At 60.7% G+C, this 16,816-nt stretch carries 13 protein-coding genes; 5 read left to right on the top strand and 8 right to left on the bottom strand.

Annotated elements, in window-relative coordinates; genetic code table 11:
- Positions 1 to 18: 18 nt before the first annotated feature.
- The 6 genes from CFII64_RS21220 to mreB all read right to left on the bottom strand — a co-directional run bounded on the left by CFII64_RS21220 (position 19) and on the right by mreB (position 8,993).
- Positions 19 to 3,831, bottom strand: coding sequence for a YhdP family protein (locus tag CFII64_RS21220; protein WP_020292899.1), 3,813 nt, complete (start codon positions 3,829 to 3,831; stop codon positions 19 to 21).
- A 182-nt stretch (positions 3,832 to 4,013) separates the two neighbouring features.
- Positions 4,014 to 5,471 (bottom strand): ribonuclease G, encoded by a 1,458-nt coding sequence (rng, locus tag CFII64_RS21215; RefSeq protein ID WP_020292898.1) that lies wholly within the window; start codon positions 5,469 to 5,471, stop codon positions 4,014 to 4,016.
- Positions 5,468 to 6,067 (bottom strand): nucleoside triphosphate pyrophosphatase, encoded by a 600-nt coding sequence (locus CFII64_RS21210; RefSeq protein ID WP_020292897.1) that lies wholly within the window; start codon positions 6,065 to 6,067, stop codon positions 5,468 to 5,470. The genes rng and CFII64_RS21210 overlap by 4 nt, the downstream gene beginning before the upstream one ends.
- 66 nt (positions 6,068 to 6,133) lie before the next feature.
- Positions 6,134 to 6,625: a rod shape-determining protein MreD gene (gene mreD, locus CFII64_RS21205; protein ID WP_020292896.1), complete on the bottom strand. Its 492-nt coding sequence runs from the start codon at positions 6,623 to 6,625 to the stop codon at positions 6,134 to 6,136.
- Complete coding sequence (mreC, locus tag CFII64_RS21200; protein WP_044901613.1) at positions 6,618 to 7,739, bottom strand: rod shape-determining protein MreC; 1,122 nt, start codon at positions 7,737 to 7,739, stop codon at positions 6,618 to 6,620. Before mreC ends, mreD begins: the two co-directional genes overlap by 8 nt.
- Before the next feature lie 216 nt (positions 7,740 to 7,955).
- Entirely contained in the window at positions 7,956 to 8,993 is a 1,038-nt protein-coding gene (gene mreB, locus CFII64_RS21195; protein ID WP_020292894.1) for a rod shape-determining protein MreB, read from the bottom strand.
- A 208-nt stretch (positions 8,994 to 9,201) separates the two neighbouring features.
- Between mreB and gatC the strand changes: the two genes are divergently transcribed.
- The 5 genes from gatC (at position 9,202) to CFII64_RS21170 (ending at position 13,992) form a co-directional block, all read left to right on the top strand.
- The gene (gatC, locus tag CFII64_RS21190; protein ID WP_020292893.1) at positions 9,202 to 9,489 is read left to right on the top strand and encodes an Asp-tRNA(Asn)/Glu-tRNA(Gln) amidotransferase subunit GatC; all 288 of its coding nucleotides are present in this window, start codon (positions 9,202 to 9,204) and stop codon (positions 9,487 to 9,489) included.
- A 15-nt stretch (positions 9,490 to 9,504) separates the two neighbouring features.
- The gene (gene gatA / locus CFII64_RS21185; protein ID WP_020292892.1) at positions 9,505 to 10,956 is read left to right on the top strand and encodes an Asp-tRNA(Asn)/Glu-tRNA(Gln) amidotransferase subunit GatA; all 1,452 of its coding nucleotides are present in this window, start codon (positions 9,505 to 9,507) and stop codon (positions 10,954 to 10,956) included.
- Positions 10,957 to 10,968: 12 nt separating this feature from the next.
- The gene (gene gatB, locus CFII64_RS21180; RefSeq protein WP_020292891.1) at positions 10,969 to 12,417 is read left to right on the top strand and encodes an Asp-tRNA(Asn)/Glu-tRNA(Gln) amidotransferase subunit GatB; all 1,449 of its coding nucleotides are present in this window, start codon (positions 10,969 to 10,971) and stop codon (positions 12,415 to 12,417) included.
- Positions 12,418 to 12,526: 109 nt separating this feature from the next.
- Positions 12,527 to 12,895 (top strand): septal ring lytic transglycosylase RlpA family protein, encoded by a 369-nt coding sequence (locus CFII64_RS21175; protein WP_020292890.1) that lies wholly within the window; start codon positions 12,527 to 12,529, stop codon positions 12,893 to 12,895.
- A gap of 44 nt (positions 12,896 to 12,939) precedes the next feature.
- The gene (locus CFII64_RS21170) at positions 12,940 to 13,992 is read left to right on the top strand and encodes a calcium/sodium antiporter (RefSeq protein WP_044901603.1); all 1,053 of its coding nucleotides are present in this window, start codon (positions 12,940 to 12,942) and stop codon (positions 13,990 to 13,992) included.
- Positions 13,993 to 13,995: 3 nt separating this feature from the next.
- On the opposite strand, the gene CFII64_RS21165 is transcribed toward CFII64_RS21170, so the two are convergent.
- Both CFII64_RS21165 and CFII64_RS21160 read right to left on the bottom strand, forming a co-directional pair.
- The gene (locus tag CFII64_RS21165; RefSeq protein WP_020292888.1) at positions 13,996 to 14,937 is read right to left on the bottom strand and encodes an AEC family transporter; all 942 of its coding nucleotides are present in this window, start codon (positions 14,935 to 14,937) and stop codon (positions 13,996 to 13,998) included.
- Between the two features lie 186 nt (positions 14,938 to 15,123).
- The gene (locus tag CFII64_RS21160) at positions 15,124 to 16,689 is read right to left on the bottom strand and encodes an alkaline phosphatase (RefSeq protein WP_020292887.1); all 1,566 of its coding nucleotides are present in this window, start codon (positions 16,687 to 16,689) and stop codon (positions 15,124 to 15,126) included.
- Between the last annotated feature and the right edge of the window lie 127 nt (positions 16,690 to 16,816).

Below are 16,816 nucleotides of genomic sequence, written 5' to 3'. Positions count from 1 at the left end.
ACTGTACTCCATGGCGTGTTATTGAGGTTTCTCAAAAGGCTTGTCGAAGGTGATCTTCGGTTCTTTCCACGGCCCTTCGACCTTGTACTGCACGCTGGCAAACCGCGCGACCCGATCACCGAGCAGCTTGTCGACCAGAAACAGCGCGCCGCCAATCGCCGGTGCGCCGACGATCAGCGCGGCAATCGGCAGATTATTGGTCACCGGCAAAGTCACGAGCAGCTTGGCGTCAACCCGGTCCTTGACCATGTCCAAGGTGCCGTCCAGCTCCAGATTGCTCGAAGGCCCGGTCAGGGTAATCGGCTTGCGCGTCACGTAGACGCCATCACTGGAGACCAGCAAGCCTTTGACCCGGTCATAGCTCAGGCCTTTGCCAAGCAGATCCGAGAAGTCCAGGCGCAAACGGCGACCAATGGAGTTGAAGTTAAGCAGACCGAATACCCGCAGCGCTGCGGCTCCACCTTCGACTTCGACGAACTGGCCGCTGCGCAAGGTGGCGTCCAGGCTGCCGGAGAAGCGCTTGAGGGCGATCCAGGCTGGAGAGCCGGGCCAGCGGCCATCGACATTCAACTCGAAATCTTCACTGGTCACCGTTGGCGCAAAGCCCCAGCCTTTGAGGACGTCGGCGAGATTCTTGCCATCCAGACGGCCCTTGTACCAACTGCTGCTGGAGCCCGGCGCGCCTTCCCAGACGCCCTCGCCTTGCAACAGCAGGCCTTTGAGGCCCATGTCCATATCCAGAAAGCGGATGCCGGTCGCGGTCGGCCGGGTCTTCAGCGACCACGCGCCGACCAGCTGCTCACCCTGAAACACCTGGGTGATCTTGATATTCATGGCCGGAATTTTGGTCGGGTCGACATCGGCCAACGGGTCCGGCGCGTTTTCGATGACGGCGGCGTTCGGGTCAGCCGCTGGCAGGCGCACATAAAGCAGGTCGATACCGATAGGCGCGGTTTTGGCGTCGGGAATGCTCGCGCTGCCCTTGATCAGCTGGCTGTCCAGCGACAATCCCCAGGCCGTATCGCTGCGTTTGAGCTGGACACTGGCTTGATCGAGGGTAGTGCCCATGGCGGTGAGCTTGCCGATTTGCAGGTCCACATTGTTGACCAGCTGTTTGGCGCTGCCGCCCGGATCATTGCCAGCGTAACGTTCGACAACCGCTTGCCATGGCGCCACATCCAGTTCCGACAACGAACCACGTACGCGCAGGCCCTTGGCGTCGGGAACGATTGCGCCGCCGTTGCCGAGGAACAGTTCGCCACGCCCGTCCGCCAGTTTGCCCACGGGAGAGGCAAACGCCAGATTGGCGAGGTTCGCGTAAGCGAAGCCATAGCGGCGCTCGGCGCCTTGCAAGGTCATGCGGAATTCGCTGTCGCGGGTCTCATCGGCGACTTTGCCGAACGGTGCCGGCAAATCGATGACCACGCCTTTGAGGCTGGAATTGATCTTCAACTGGCTGTCATTGCCCAGGGTCAGTTGCAGCTGATACGGCAGCTCGCCCGACACCGGCAACGCCTGGGTCACGCCCAGCCATTCGGTAAGTTTCGGCACCGTGATCTGGCCATTGGCGACCACGCGCGTGATATTCGCCCCCGGTTTGCCCTCGGCGGCGATTTCCGCCGTCACCGGTCGATCAAAGGCTTGCGCTCGCACGCCCTTGCCGCTCAGGCCTTTGGCATTGTCGAAGCGGAACTCACCCTTGAGCTGAGTCAGTTCCAGGACGGGATCGCTGAGTTTGAGCCGCGCGCCGTCGGTACTGAAATCCACCGCGATTTTCGGCTCCTGACCTTTGACCAGCGGAATATCCAGTTTCAGCTTGCCTTGCAGCGGGCCTTCACCTTGCCAGCCGGCAAAGGTGCTGGCAGTACCGATGGGCGCCTCCTGGAGAATCTTCACGCCATCGGCCAGACCACCGGCAAAATCGCCGTTCACCAGCAAATGGCTGTCCTGCCCTGCCGGCACATGCGGAATATTCACCAACACGTTGCTGACCTGGGTATTGAGCAGCTGGCCTTTGCTGGCTTTGATCCGCACGCCGCTGTTTTCAACGTAGACCTTGCCGTTGACGCCAGTCAGCTGTGGCCAGCCCGGCTGGAACGCCAGGGTCGCGTCACGCACTTTGAAGAACAGGCTGATCACCCGCGCCGTATCTGGCGCGCCCTTGTTCAAGGAGCCTTGATACTGGAAGAAACCCTGGTCGACCTTGCCTGCCAGAATCGCCGTGCGCAGCCATTCGTCCAGCGCAGGACTGAGAACCGCCGGCAGGTACTTACTGGTATAGCTGCCGTCGCCATCGACCATGCCGACCCGCAGGTCCATGTAATCTTCCTGACTGTGATCCAGATGGATGCGAATCAGGAAATCCGCCGCAATCTTGCCTTCGTCGCCGAGGACTTTGATGTACGGCGCAATCAACGTGAACGCCTGCTCGTCCAGCCGCCAGGTCAAACGTGCGTTGGCTTTCGGATAAGTCCAGGGCTTGGCGAAAATCGGGTCCAGATGCAGCATGAAATCTTCGCTGTCCAGGCGCAGCTCACCCTGACCGAGGTCGCCGCTGATCGCGCCGCTGACATTCCCGGCAGCCGGTGCGCCGTGGTACGCGTTGAAACCGACCTTATCCAGATTGGCGGCGAAGCCCAGGCGCTTGTCGCCAACGGCTTGCGGGCGGAAATCAAGCAGCACGTTGCGCAGCCCGCCAGTCACCTTGAGGCTGTCGATGACGACCATCAGCTTGTCCGGCAGAGGTGCCAGTGAATCAATCAACGCCGTGACCGGCGTCAGGTCCAGGCGATCGGCCTGAACATGCCAAAGCTCTTCCTTGTCGGCCGTGGCGGCCTGCTGGTTGAGTTGAAGCCGGCTTTCCCAGCGCTTGGCGCCCAGGTCCATGGCCAGGGAACCCAGGGTAACGTCGAAACCTGTTTCGTTGCGTTTGAACCAGGCATTGAGCGCCAGGTTGTTGATCGTCGAAGCCTTGCGCTCGGCATAGCCCGCCTTGACCTGCGGAGCATTGAGCCGCGCCACGGCGCTCTGAACCGTGCCCTTGCCCCAACTCAACCAGAATTCGCCGCCCGCTTTGAGCGTGGAGACTTTCCACTCGCGGGTCAGGGTTTTCGGCAACCATTGCGCCCATTCGCTCTGCGGCAGGCTCAGATAAACGTCGGCCTCGCCTTCCTGCCATTTGCTGGCCTGGGTTCGCGAACGCAGATTCAAGGCGACGGGTTGCCCGTCCGGCAAGGTCAGCCGCGCATCGAGGCGCTGGTGATAACTGCCGGTGGCGAGGCTGAGGTTCACGTAAGTCAGCGTGAGTGGCGCCTGGCCAAACGGCTGCAGGGTAATCTGACTGTTGAGCAGCGACAGACGCGACACCATTTGCATCTGGGTCAGAACCTGTTGCGGATCGAAAGGTTTGTCATCGCTGACCGGCAAACCCTGCAGCGCCCAGCGCCCATCCTGATCCTGCTTCAAGCTCACTTGCAGGCCGTTGACCTCAAGATGCGCGATACGCACTTCACGGGCCAGCAGGCTTGCCCACACGTCAGGCACCGCGCGGATCTGATCAAGGCGAACCGTAGCCGTCCCCTCGCCCACCATTACATCGTGAGCGACGAAGATGGGTGCAAAACCACTCCAGCTGCCTTCCAGGCTGCCGATTGCCAAGGGCATGCCCAACGCGGCGCGCGCCTTGCTCTCGACTTCGGCGCGGTATTCGGAAATCAGCGGCGTGAGTTGACGACCGACACTGACGTACAGCGCCGCCAGCACCAGAACCAGCGCGCACAGCATCAGCCCCCAACGCGTCAGGGTGGCAAAAAAACGTGTCAGACGCTCCATGTCCAAGAGCCTCCGCGCCGGGGTCCGCAAAGTTCAGCTTGCGTGAAATGGGCCCGGCTCAATCGTGCAGGTGCGAATACATCCGGGTTTTGCTCATTTGCCACGCATAATTCTCGTTATAAGGGCGTCCTTGCCACTGGCCCTACGGCACTGTTCTCGATACATGTTCACTACGTGCAAGGTCAGAGCAACACCACGTCGTATTGTTCCTGGGAATACATGGTTTCTACTTGAAAACGGATGGTACGGCCAATGAAGCCTTCCAGTTCCGCGACGTTCCCCGACTCTTCATCGAGCAGTCGATCCACAACACGCTGGTTGGCCAGCACCCGATAACCCACCGCCTGATAAGCCCGTGCTTCGCGCAGAATCTCGCGGAAGATTTCGTAACATACGGTTTCCGGGGTCTTCAGCTTGCCACGGCCCTGGCAACTGCTGCACGGCTCACACAACACCTGTTCAAGGCTTTCGCGGGTGCGCTTGCGGGTCATCTGCACCAGGCCCAACTCGGTGATGCCGATGATGTTGGTCTTGGCGTGGTCACGCTCAAGCTGTTTTTCCAGCGTGCGCAGAACCTGACGTTGGTGCTCGGCGTCTTCCATGTCGATGAAATCGATGATGATGATGCCGCCCAGATTGCGCAGGCGCAGCTGGCGGGCAATTGCGGTTGCCGCTTCCAGGTTGGTCTTGAAGATGGTTTCTTCGAGGTTGCGATGGCCGACAAACGCACCGGTATTGACGTCGATGGTGCTCATGGCCTCCGCCGGATCGATCACCAGATAGCCGCCGGACTTGAGCGGGACTTTACGCTCCAGGGCCTTCTGGATTTCATCCTCGACGCCATACAGGTCGAAAATCGGCCGCTCACCCGGATAGTGCTCCAGGCGATCAGCGATTTCCGGCATCAGTTCGGCAACGAATTGCGTGGTCTTCTGGAAGGTTTCCCGCGAATCGATGCGAATTTTCTCGATGCGCGGGCTGACCAGGTCGCGCAGGGTGCGCAGCGCCAGGCCAAGGTCTTCGTAGATCACGCTGGGTGTCGAGGCGGTCTTGATCTGCTCGCCGATCTGATCCCAAAGCCTGCGCAGGTAGCGAATGTCCATGAGGATTTCGTCAGCACCGGCGCCTTCGGCAGCGGTCCGCAGAATGAACCCGCCCGCTTCCTTGATACCTTCGAGGGCCACGCAATCGGTCACGACTTTCTTGAGTCGCTCGCGTTCGGCTTCATCCTCGATCTTCAGGGAAATTCCGACATGAGCGGTTCTGGGCATGTACACCAGATACCGCGAAGGGATCGACAGCTGCGTGGTCAGGCGCGCGCCTTTGCTGCCAATCGGATCCTTGGTGACCTGCACCACAAGACTCTGGCCTTCGTGGACCAGCGAACTGATGCTCTCCACGGACGGGCCTTCGCGCATGGATATTTCCGAGGCGTGAATGAACGCCGCCCGGTCCAGGCCGATATCGATGAATGCCGCCTGCATGCCGGGCAATACCCGCACGACCTTGCCTTTGTAGATATTGCCGACGATGCCGCGCCGCTGGGTCCGCTCGACGTGGACTTCCTGCAGAACACCGTTTTCCACCACCGCCACGCGCGACTCCATCGGCGTGATGTTGATCAGGATCTCTTCACTCATGACTTGTCACCTTCCAGGCATTGCCAACAGGGTATGCCGAAACGGCCAAGCAGTTCTGCGGTTTCGCACAGCGGCAGCCCGACCACAGCGGAATAACTGCCTTGCAAGCCCTCGACGAAGATCGCCGCCAGACCCTGAATAGCATAGCTGCCAGCCTTGTCCCGAGGTTCGCCGCTGGCCCAGTAAGCTTTTGCTTCATGTGTCGCAATGCTGCGAAAACGCACGAGGCTGCTGACAGTTCTGGTTTCGCAGCGTTGCCGGTCGATCACCGCAATGGCCGTGAGCACTTCATGCTCGCGTCCGGACAGCGCCGCCAGCATGGCCAGCGCATCGGCTTCGTCCACCGGCTTGCCGAGAATCCGGCCATCGAGCACCACGGCAGTGTCGGCGCCCATGACGCAAGCGCCATCGTCGCTCAGCTGCGCAAGCCCGGCCTCGGCCTTGCCGCGCGCCAGACGCTCGACATAGGCCACGGCAGGCTCGTTGGGTAATGGGGTTTCGTCTATCTGCGCGCTGAGCACGGTGAAGGGCACGCCAATCTGAGTGAGTAATTCACGACGGCGCGGTGAGCCAGAAGCCAGATGAAGCTGGGGCATGAGGACATCTCCGTGTCGATGATGGTGAACGCCATCCTGATACAACCGCGTCCACCCGAAGGCTGTTTAGTTGATTCGCAAACGCTTGCGCAACCCGCGCAGGCCATAACTGACCCAAGGCCACAACAGCGCGCTGACCAAGGCTGGCAGCACCAACGCAAGGGTCGGCTGGCGGTTGCCGGTCAGCGCGCTGAGCCACAGTTGCGCCAGTTGCGCGAGACCGAACACGACCAGCAGCACAAGGCATTGCTGCCAGATGGGGAACATCCGCAGGCGTTGATGCAACGTCATCACCAGAAAGGCGATCAAGCTCAGGATCAATGCATTTTGACCCAGCAGCGTGCCGTACAACACGTCTTCCATCATGCCCAGCATCCACGCGGTGGTCATGCCGACTTTGTGCGGCAGCGCCAGGATCCAGAAGGTCAGCAGCAACGCCAGCCACAACGGCCGGAAAATTTCCATGAACTGCGGCAGCGGCGACACACTGAGCAACATGCCAATCGCAAAAGTGAGCCAGACAACCCACCCGTTGCGGGCCGGGGCGTGACTAACCATCGATTCTCTCCCGAGTGGTGGCGGGCGCGGCAGCCGGCGGCTTGGTAACGGCCGGCGGCGTGGCTGGCGTTGCGGCAGGCTTGGCCGGTGGCTTGCTCGCGGGCTTGGTTGCCGGCTTTGGTGCGGTAGTCGCAGGCGTTGCCGGCGAATGGGTCGGCGCAGCGGCTGGCGCGGCAGTGCCTGGCTTGACTGGCGTAGTCGCGGCGGGCGCAGCGCCCGGCTTGACCGGAACAGCGGCAGCCGGAGTGGTGGTCCCGGCGCCTTGAGTGCCAGCAGGCTCGGCGGCTTTTTCGGCGGACTCCTGAGCCTGGGCGGCTTCGGCGGCGCGTTCTTCCGGCGAGCGTCCGTCGGAGAACACCAGCAGCAGGTAACGACTGCGATTCAAGGCTGCGGTCGGCACCGCACGAACGATGGCAAACGGCTGACCGGAATCGTGAATCACTTCCTTGACCGTCGCCACCGGATAACCGGCCGGGAAACGCTGGCCAAGGCCGGAGCTCACCAGCAGATCGCCTTCCTTGATATCCGCCGTGTCCGCCACGTGCCGCAGCTCCAGGCGCTCCGGATTACCAGTGCCGCTGGCAATGGCGCGCAGGCCGTTACGGTTGACCTGCACCGGAATGCTGTGGGTCGTGTCGGTCAGCAACAGCACGCGGGAGGTGTACGGCATCAGTTCGACGACTTGCCCCATCAGGCCACGGGCATCGAGCACCGGCTGGCCGAGGACCACGCCATCGCGCTCACCCTTGTTGATGATGATTCGATGGGTGAACGGGTTGGGGTCCATGCCGATCAGCTCGGCAACTTCGACTTTCTCGTTGACCAGCGCCGAGGAATTGAGCAACTCGCGCAGACGCACGTTCTGCTCGGTCAGGGCGGCCAGTTTTTGCAGGCGCCCTTGCAGAAGCAAAGCCTCGGTCTTGAGTTTTTCATTTTCGGCGAGCAGTTCGGTCCGGCTGCCAAACTGGCTGGCGACGCCTTGATACAGGCGTTGCGGCAGATCGACAACCCAATAGGACTGCATCAGGACCAGCGACATCTGGCTACGCAGCGGTTTGAGCACGGTAAACCGGGCATCGACCACCATCAGCGCTACCGATAACACGACCAGCACCAACAGGCGCACGCCCAGCGACGGGCCTTTAGTGAAAAGCGGTTTAATAGGCCGCTCCTCCGGGGCAAGATTTCAATTGGCTGTGCTTATTCATGCGGCATTGAAGCGGCCTGGACAGATAGGTAAGTGAACACCGGATTTCGGCGCCAGCCTAACGCATACAGGTAGCCAAAGCGCTACCTGTAAACATTAGGCTGCCTGAAGTGCTGCCAGCAATCACTCGCTGGAAAGCAGATCCATGGTGTGCTTATCCATCATTTCCAGCGCTCGGCCACCGCCACGCGCTACACAGGTCAACGGGTCTTCGGCAACGATCACCGGCAAACCGGTTTCCTGGGCCAGCAATTTGTCCAGGTCGCGCAGCAAGGCGCCACCACCGGTCAATACCAGACCGCGCTCGGCGATGTCCGAAGCCAGTTCCGGCGGCGATTGTTCCAGGGCGCTTTTCACGGCCTGAACGATGGTCGCCAGGGATTCCTGCAACGCTTCGAGCACTTCGTTGGAATTCAGGGTGAAGGCACGTGGAACGCCTTCGGCCAGATTACGGCCGCGTACGTCGACTTCACGCACTTCGCCGCCCGGATAGGCGGTACCGATTTCCTGCTTGATGCGCTCAGCGGTCGATTCACCGATCAGGCTGCCGTAGTTACGACGCACGTAAGTGATGATCGCTTCGTCGAAACGGTCGCCGCCAACCCGTACGGATTCGGCGTAAACCACACCGTTCAGGGAGATCAGGGCGATTTCAGTGGTACCACCACCGATATCGACAACCATCGAACCGCGTGCTTCTTCAACCGGCAGACCGGCGCCGATGGCAGCAGCCATTGGCTCTTCGATCAAAAATACTTCACGTGCACCGGCACCGAGCGCCGATTCGCGAATGGCGCGACGCTCAACCTGAGTGGATTTGCACGGAACGCAGATCAGCACACGAGGGCTCGGCTGCAGAAAGCTGTTTTCGTGAACCTTGTTGATAAAGTACTGCAGCATCTTTTCGCACACGCTGAAATCGGCGATCACGCCGTCTTTCATCGGGCGAATGGCTGCGATGTTGCCTGGAGTCCGGCCGAGCATGCGCTTGGCTTCCATCCCGACAGCAACGACGCTTTTCTGGTTTCCGTGGGTCCGAATGGCCACAACTGATGGTTCATTCAGAACGATACCGCGCTCACGCACGTAAATAAGGGTGTTGGCAGTGCCCAGGTCGATAGACAGATCGCTGGAAAACATGCCACGCAGTTTCTTGAACATGGGAAAGGGACCCTAGGGAGCGCGTGGGTAAAAAAGTGCGGCAAACTCTAACAACGACAGGGATTTTGGGCAAGGAGCCAATATGTTAAATTAGCGGCTTTTCCGAGCATGACCCTAGACGTTCGCGGCCTTATGACCGTAGAAATGCGATAGTGTTCGCCAATCTAACACACAGATCCGTTCCGTAAGCATTCCACTGGAGAACCCCATGGCGCTTGATCGCTCCGACGTGGAAAAGATCGCTCATCTGGCCCGACTTGGCCTGAATGACGCCGATATCCCGCGTACTACCGAAGCATTAAATAATATTCTTGCGCTGGTTGATCAGATGCAAGCCGTCGATACAACCGGCATCGAGCCGCTGGCGCATCCGCTGGAAGCGTCGCAACGTCTGCGCGAAGACGTGGTTACCGAGCAAAATCATCGCGAGACTTACCAAGCCATCGCACCAGCGGTCGAACACGGCCTTTATCTGGTTCCGAAAGTCATCGAGTAAGGGAATGAGCCTGCAATGCATCAAATGACTCTGGCCGAGATCGCCCGCGGACTCGCCGAAAAAAAGTTTTCTTCTGAAGAATTGACCCGTGTCCTGCTGTCGCGCATCGCGCAGCTCGACCCGCAGATCAACAGCTTCATTACCCTCACCGAAGACCTGGCCATCACCCAGGCGCAGGCCGCTGACGCACGTCGCGCCGCCGGTGAAAACAATCCTTTGCTCGGCGCACCGCTGGCCCACAAGGATCTGTTCTGCACCAAAGGCATCCGCACCAGCTGCGCGTCGAAGATGCTCGACAACTTCAAGGCGCCCTACGACGCCACCGTGGTTGCCAAACTGGCCGCAGCGGGCACCGTGACTCTGGGCAAGACCAACATGGACGAATTCGCCATGGGGTCGGCCAACGAGTCGAGCCACTATGGCGCGGTGAAAAACCCGTGGAACCTTGAACATGTGCCCGGCGGTTCGTCCGGCGGTTCGGCCGCAGCCGTTGCAGCACGCTTGCTGCCCGCCGCAACCGGCACCGACACCGGCGGCTCGATTCGCCAACCCGCCGCGCTGACCAACCTCACCGGCCTGAAACCGACCTACGGCCGGGTCTCCCGCTGGGGCATGATTGCCTACGCGTCGAGTCTCGATCAGGCCGGCCCGCTGGCCCGCACGGCCGAAGACTGCGCCCTGCTGCTGCAAGGCATGGCCGGTTTCGACGCGCAGGACTCCACCAGCATTGACGAGCCGGTGCCGGATTACAGCGCCAGCCTCACTCAGTCGCTCAAGGGCCTGCGCATCGGCATTCCGAAGGAATACTTCGGCGCAGGTCTCGACCCGCGTATCGCCGAGCTGGTTCTGGAAAGCGTCAAGGAGCTGGAAAAACTCGGCGCCGTCGTTAAAGAAGTCAGCCTGCCGAACCTGCAACACGGCATTCCGGCCTATTACGTGATCGCGCCGGCTGAAGCCTCGTCCAACCTGTCGCGTTTCGACGGGGTGCGTTTCGGCTATCGCTGCGAAGACCCGAAAGACTTGACCGACCTGTACAAGCGCTCGCGCGCCGAGGGTTTCGGCCCGGAAGTCCAGCGCCGGATCATGGTCGGTGCCTACGCGCTGTCCGCTGGTTATTACGACGCGTATTACCTGCAAGCGCAGAAAATCCGTCGCCTGATCAAGAACGACTTCATGAACGCCTTCACCGAAGTCGACGTGATTCTCGGCCCGACCACGCCAAACCCGGCCTGGAAAATCGGCGCCAAGAACAACGACCCGATTTCCGAGTACCTGGAAGACTTCTACACCATCACCGCCAACCTCGCGGGCCTGCCGGGCCTGTCCATGCCAGCGGGTTTTGTCGAAGGTTTGCCGGTTGGCGTGCAGTTGCTTGCCCCGTATTTCCAGGAAGGCCGCCTGCTCAACGTCGCCCACCAATACCAGCAAGTCACCGACTGGCATTTGCGCGCGCCGACAGGCTTCTAAGGAGAAACACACATGTCGCAATGGGAAGTTGTCATCGGGCTGGAGATTCACACCCAGCTTTCGACCCAATCGAAGATTTTCTCCGGTAGCTCAATCACGTTTGGCTCCGAGCCCAACACGCAGGCCAGCCTTGTCGATCTGGGCATGCCGGGCGTGTTGCCGGTCCTCAACAAAGAAGCCGTGCGCATGGCCGTCAAATTCGGCCTGGCGGTGGACGCCGAAATCGGCAAGCACAACGTGTTCGCCCGCAAGAACTACTTTTATCCGGACCTGCCCAAGGGTTATCAGATCAGCCAGATGGAGTTGCCGATTGTCGGCAAGGGCCACCTGGACATCACCCTTGAAGACGGCACCGTCAAGCGCGTCGGCATCACCCGCGCGCACCTTGAAGAAGACGCCGGCAAAAGCCTGCACGAAGACTTCAGTGGCATGACCGGCATCGACCTCAACCGCGCGGGCACTCCGCTGCTGGAAATCGTTTCCGACCCGGACATGCGTTCGGCCAAGGAAGCCGTGGCGTATGTCAAAGCCATGCACGCGCTGGTCCGCTACTTGGGCATCTGCGACGGCAACATGGCCGAAGGCTCGCTGCGTTGCGACTGCAACGTGTCGATTCGCCCGAAAGGCCAGGTTGAATTCGGCACCCGCTGCGAGATCAAAAACGTCAACTCGTTCCGTTTCATCGAGAAGGCGATCAACAGCGAAATCCAGCGTCAGATCGACCTGATCGAAGACGGCGGCAGGGTCATCCAGCAGACCCGCCTGTACGATCCGGCCAAGGACGAAACCCGCGCCATGCGTAGCAAGGAGGAAGCCAACGACTACCGTTACTTCCCCGATCCGGACCTGCTGCCGGTGATCATCGAAGACTCGTTCATCGAAGAAACCCGCGCCACGCTGCCGGAACTGCCGCCGCAAAAACGCGAGCGTTTCCAGGCACAGTTCGGGCTCTCGGCCTACGACGCCAGCGTGCTGGCTTCGAGCCGCGAGCAAGCCGATTACTTCGAGCAAGTGGTCAGCATTGGTGGCGACGCCAAACTGGCGGCCAACTGGGTCATGGTCGAGCTGGGCAGCCTGCTGAACAAGCAGGGCCTGGAAATCGAGCAATCCCCGGTCAGCGCCGAGCAACTGGGCGGCATGCTGTTGCGCATCACCGACAACACCATCTCGGGCAAGATCGCCAAGATGGTTTTCGAAGGCATGGCCAACGGCGAAGGCACGGCGGACCAGGTCATCGAAACCCGCGGCCTGAAACAGGTCACGGACAGCGGCGCCATTGAATCGATGCTCGACGAAATGCTTGCCGCCAACGCGCAGCAGGTCGTGGATTATCGAGCTGCGGACGAAGCCAAGCGCGGCAAGATGTTTGGTTTCTTCGTCGGTCAGGCCATGAAAGCCTCCAAGGGCAAGGCCAACCCGCAGCAGGTCAATGAACTGCTGAAGAAGAAGCTGGAAGGCTGATTCAGACAGCGACGACCGATCCGTAGGACCGGCTTTAGCCGGGAGCACGCCCTCCCGGCTAAAGCCGGTCCTACGGGCAACACGCGTCTGCACATCGAAGGACCAAACCATGCTGCGGCTTCTCGCCTCTTGCGCCCTGCTCTCCCTGCTCACCGGTTGCGCGACGGGCCTCATCGATCCTCACGGCTACGATGAAACCGGCGGCGCTTCGTATTACGGCTCGCAACACCACGGCAATCGTACCGCCAGTGGCGAGCGCTTCGATCAGAACTCACTGACCGCAGCACATCGGCGGCTGCCCTTTGGCACCCGCGTCAAAGTAACCAATCTGGACAACGACAAATCAGTGGTCGTGCGTATCAATGATCGCGGCCCGCACACCCGTGGCCGATTGATCGATTTGTCACGCGCAGCGGCCGCACAACTGGGTATGCTGCGCAGCGGAACCGCCAAGGTTCGCGTGCAAGCCCTCGAATAAGGACGCCCGGAATTCTTCAACTTTCGACCCTGCCGCTCCCGAGCCTGATCCAATGGATCAGCGGCCTTCTGCTGCTGATCATCGGCGCCGAGCTGTCGGTTCGCGCCGCAGTCAGCCTCGCCACGACGCTTGGCATTCGGCCGCTGTTTATCGGCCTGACCTTCGTGGCGCTGGGCAGCAGCGCGCCGCAGATGGCGGTCGGCTTGCAAGCCGCATTCACCTCCAGCCCGGACATTGCCGTGGGCAGCGTGGTGGGCGGCAATATCTTCAACGTGCTGGTGACGCTGGGCCTGTGCGCGCTGGTCATTCCTCTGCGCGTTACCCGGCAACTGGTGCGCCTGGAAATCCCTTTGATGGTCGCCGCCAGCGCCCTGGTCTTCGTCCTGTCGTTGAACGGCGAGCTGGGTGTGATCGACGGCGTGACGCTGCTGTTGGGATTGCTGGCCTATCTGCTGATCGTCCTGCGCCAGTCCGGCCAGGGCTTCGCTTACCGACAGTCGGCCAGCCAAGGTCGCTCGGCCAAGGCCTGGCCCATTCTGCTGCGCATGACCGCACTGGTCTGCGGTATCGCGTTGCTGGTGTTTGGCAGCCATCTGCTGGTGGCTGCGTCAGTGGTCATCGCCCTCGACCTGGGTTTGTCCGAGCGCATCATCGGCTTGACGGTGATTGCGGTCAGCACCTCGCTGCCGGCATTGACCACTTCATTGATGGCCGCCTTTCGCGGCGAGCGCGACATTGCCGTGGGCAACGTGATCGGCAGTTACCTGTTCAATCTACTGGGTGTCCTCGGCGTAACCGCGCTGCTCACGCCTGTGCCGCTGTCGGTGTCGCCCAATGCGCTGGATTTCGATCTGCCGGTGATGCTCGGCGTCGCAGCCCTGTGCTTGCCGCTGTTCTATTCCGGTTATCGCATCACGCGCTTCGAGGGGCTGCTGCTGCTCGCGCTGTATCTGGCGTACGGGCTGCATATCGTGTCGTTTACCACCGGCATGCCGTTGGCCGACACGCTGGAACGGCTGATGGTGCGCTTCGTCCTTCCCGTGCTGGCGGTCTTCGTGGTGTACGGCACGATCAAGGCCTGGCGACGCCAGCACTAGACGCTAGATCCAGCCGCCCCACTGCAAAATAAAGATGCCGATATTGGTCGTCACCGCCGCTGCCAGGGTGGTGATGACGATGATTGCTGCCGCCAGCTCGTGATTGCCATTGGCGGCACGGGCCATGACGTAACTTGCCGCTGCGGTGGGGCTGCCAAAGTACAGAAACAGAATCCCCAACTCCGCACCACGAAAGCCGCACAACCAGGCCGCAAATGTGCAGATCACTGGCAGCGTGACCATTTTCATCATGCTGGCGCTGACCGCCAGGCTGCCGCTCTTGCGCAATGAAGTCAGCGAAAGCGTGCCGCCAATGCAGATCAGCGCCAGCGGCAAGGTCATCTGCGCCAGATAATTACCCGATGTTTCAAACCAGTGCGGCAAACTGATCTTGAAATAAGCAAACGGCGATGCCAGCAGCACGCTGATGATCAGCGGATTGCACAGCACGCTTTTGAACACGCTCCAGGGATCGGATTTGATCACCGGGCTGTACACCGCCAGCACGATGGTCGACAGCGTGTTGTAGAACAGGATCACCAGCGCCGCGAGGATCGCCCCCAGCGAAATGCCGTAATCGCCGTACATGCTGGCGGCCAGCGCGAGGCCGATGACGCCGTTATTGCCACGAAACGCGCCTTGCACGAAGATGCCGCGCTCCACCAAAGACACGCGCCAGATCGCCCAGCCCCATGAAAAGGCAAAGCCGAACAGCGTGGCGGCGGTAAAAAATATCAGCAGCGATGGCTGCAAGGCCGCATGCAGGTCCGCATGAATAATCCCCAGGAACAGCAAGGCCGGCATGGTGACGTTAAACACCAGGCTCGACGCCGTCATGATGAAGCCGTCATCAATCCAGCCGATGCGCTTGAGGATCACGCCCAGGAACAACATGGCGAACACCGGCGCGGTGATGTTCAGGGTTTCGAGAAAAATGGAAAGCATGCCCAGAACCCTGTCCCGTCGTTAGGTAGCTAATGATAAGCCACCGATGACGTGAGCGTTACAGGGAATTGTCCGGAACGGCGACACCGGATCCGTTGGAGCGAGGCTTGCCCGCGAAGAGGCCGGTACATTCACCGGCTCTTTCGAACCTGAAACATTGCCTGCGCGGGCAATCCTCGCTCACGGTCAGGACAATTCCCGCGCCGGCACCAGCTTCTTCTCGAACACCGAAACGCCGTCCAGATCACGCAACGTGACGGTCATTTCAGCGCTTTGGCCGTCGATGTTCACTTCGCCAAAGAACTGAAACCCGGCGAAGGGCGAGGTATTTTGCGCGGGTGGGGCTTTCTGGAAGACCAGTTCGGGGCCAAACGTCTTGTCCAGCGGATTGGGCCCGAAGCTGCCGGCGTTCAACGGCCCGGCGACGAACTCCCAGAACGGGTCGAAATCCTGGAACACCGCCCGGTCCGGCTGATAGTGGTGCGCCGCGCAGTAATGCACATCGGCGGTCAGCCACACGCAATCGCGGACCTTTTGCGCGCGCAGAAAGCCCAGCAGCTCGGCGACTTCCAGTTCGCGCCCGACGGCCGGGCCGTCGTTGCCATTGGCAATCGCCTCCCAACGCCCGATGCCCGGACTCACTTCACCATCCGGCACGCCGAGGCCAATCGGCATATCGGCGGCAATCACCTTCCATTGCGCGCCGGAGGCCTTGAGTTCAGCCTTGAGCCAATCCAGTTGCTGGCGCCCGAGGAATGCCGTGTTCGGCCCGGATTTTTCGTCCAGGTTGGCGTCGTTGCCACCGCGATAACTGCGCATATCCAGCACGAACACATCCAGCAGCGGGCCATAACCAAGCTTGCGATAGATGCGCCCGCCGTTGTCGGCCTGCTGCACGCGCATCGGCGCATATTCCAGAAACGCCTGACGCCCGCGCGTCGCCAGCACGCGAATATCCTTTTCCTTGTAACGATCATCCAGTTGCTTGCTGGGTGACCAGTTATTGGTGATTTCGTGATCGTCCCATTGCCAGATTTGCGGCACCTCGGCATTGAAGCGCCGCAGGTTGTCGTCCAGCAGGTTGTAGCGGTAAGCGCCGCGATATTCATCGAGGGTTTCCGCGACCTTGCTCTTCGCTTCGGTGGTGATGTTGCGCCAGATACGCCCGCCTTCCGTGACGACTTGCGCCGGAACCGGGCCATCGGCATAGATGGTGTCGCCACTGTGAATGAAGAAGTCCGGCAAACGCAGGCGCATGGCTTCGTAGATGCGCATGCCGCCAATATCCGGATTGATGCCGAAGCCTTGGCCAACCGTGTCGCCACTCCAGACGAAACGCAGATCCCGACGCTGTTGCGGCGCGCTGCGCAAATGACCAAACCAGGGTTCGCTGCTGACGCCAGACTGGGCGTCTTCGAATTGCACGCGGTAGAAAATCGCCTGATCGCCGGGCAATTCGCTGAGCTCGACCCGCGCCGTGAAGTCGGTGCGCTGATCCGCCAGGGCCGAGACCACCCGACGCGGATTGGTAAACATGCTGCGCGTGTCCCACTCGACGACCATTCGCGATGGCCGATCGCTGCGGCTCCAGACCACGGCGCGGTCGCCCAGTAGATCGCCGGACTGCACGCCATCGGTCATTTTCGGACGATCCTGAACCGCAGCGATGACCGCCGGGGCCAGGCCCGGCAGCAGCAAACCGGCGCCGGCTACCTGGATAATGCGACGACGGGTGAGATCGAACTGACTCATGGCGGGCCCCCTTTGGTGATTTAGCCAAAAGGGCAAAGCTAGCAGGGCAATGTTGGTTGAATGTGACAGCGATGCGATACAGGGTTGTGTCTGGCTCAGTAGAACCGGACTTGTCCGGGAAGGCGTC

This window comes from Pseudomonas sp. CFII64 (assembly GCF_000416235.1).
Classification (GTDB): Bacteria; Pseudomonadota; Gammaproteobacteria; order Pseudomonadales; family Pseudomonadaceae; genus Aquipseudomonas.
This window is presented reverse-complemented; position numbering and strand designations above follow the sequence as displayed.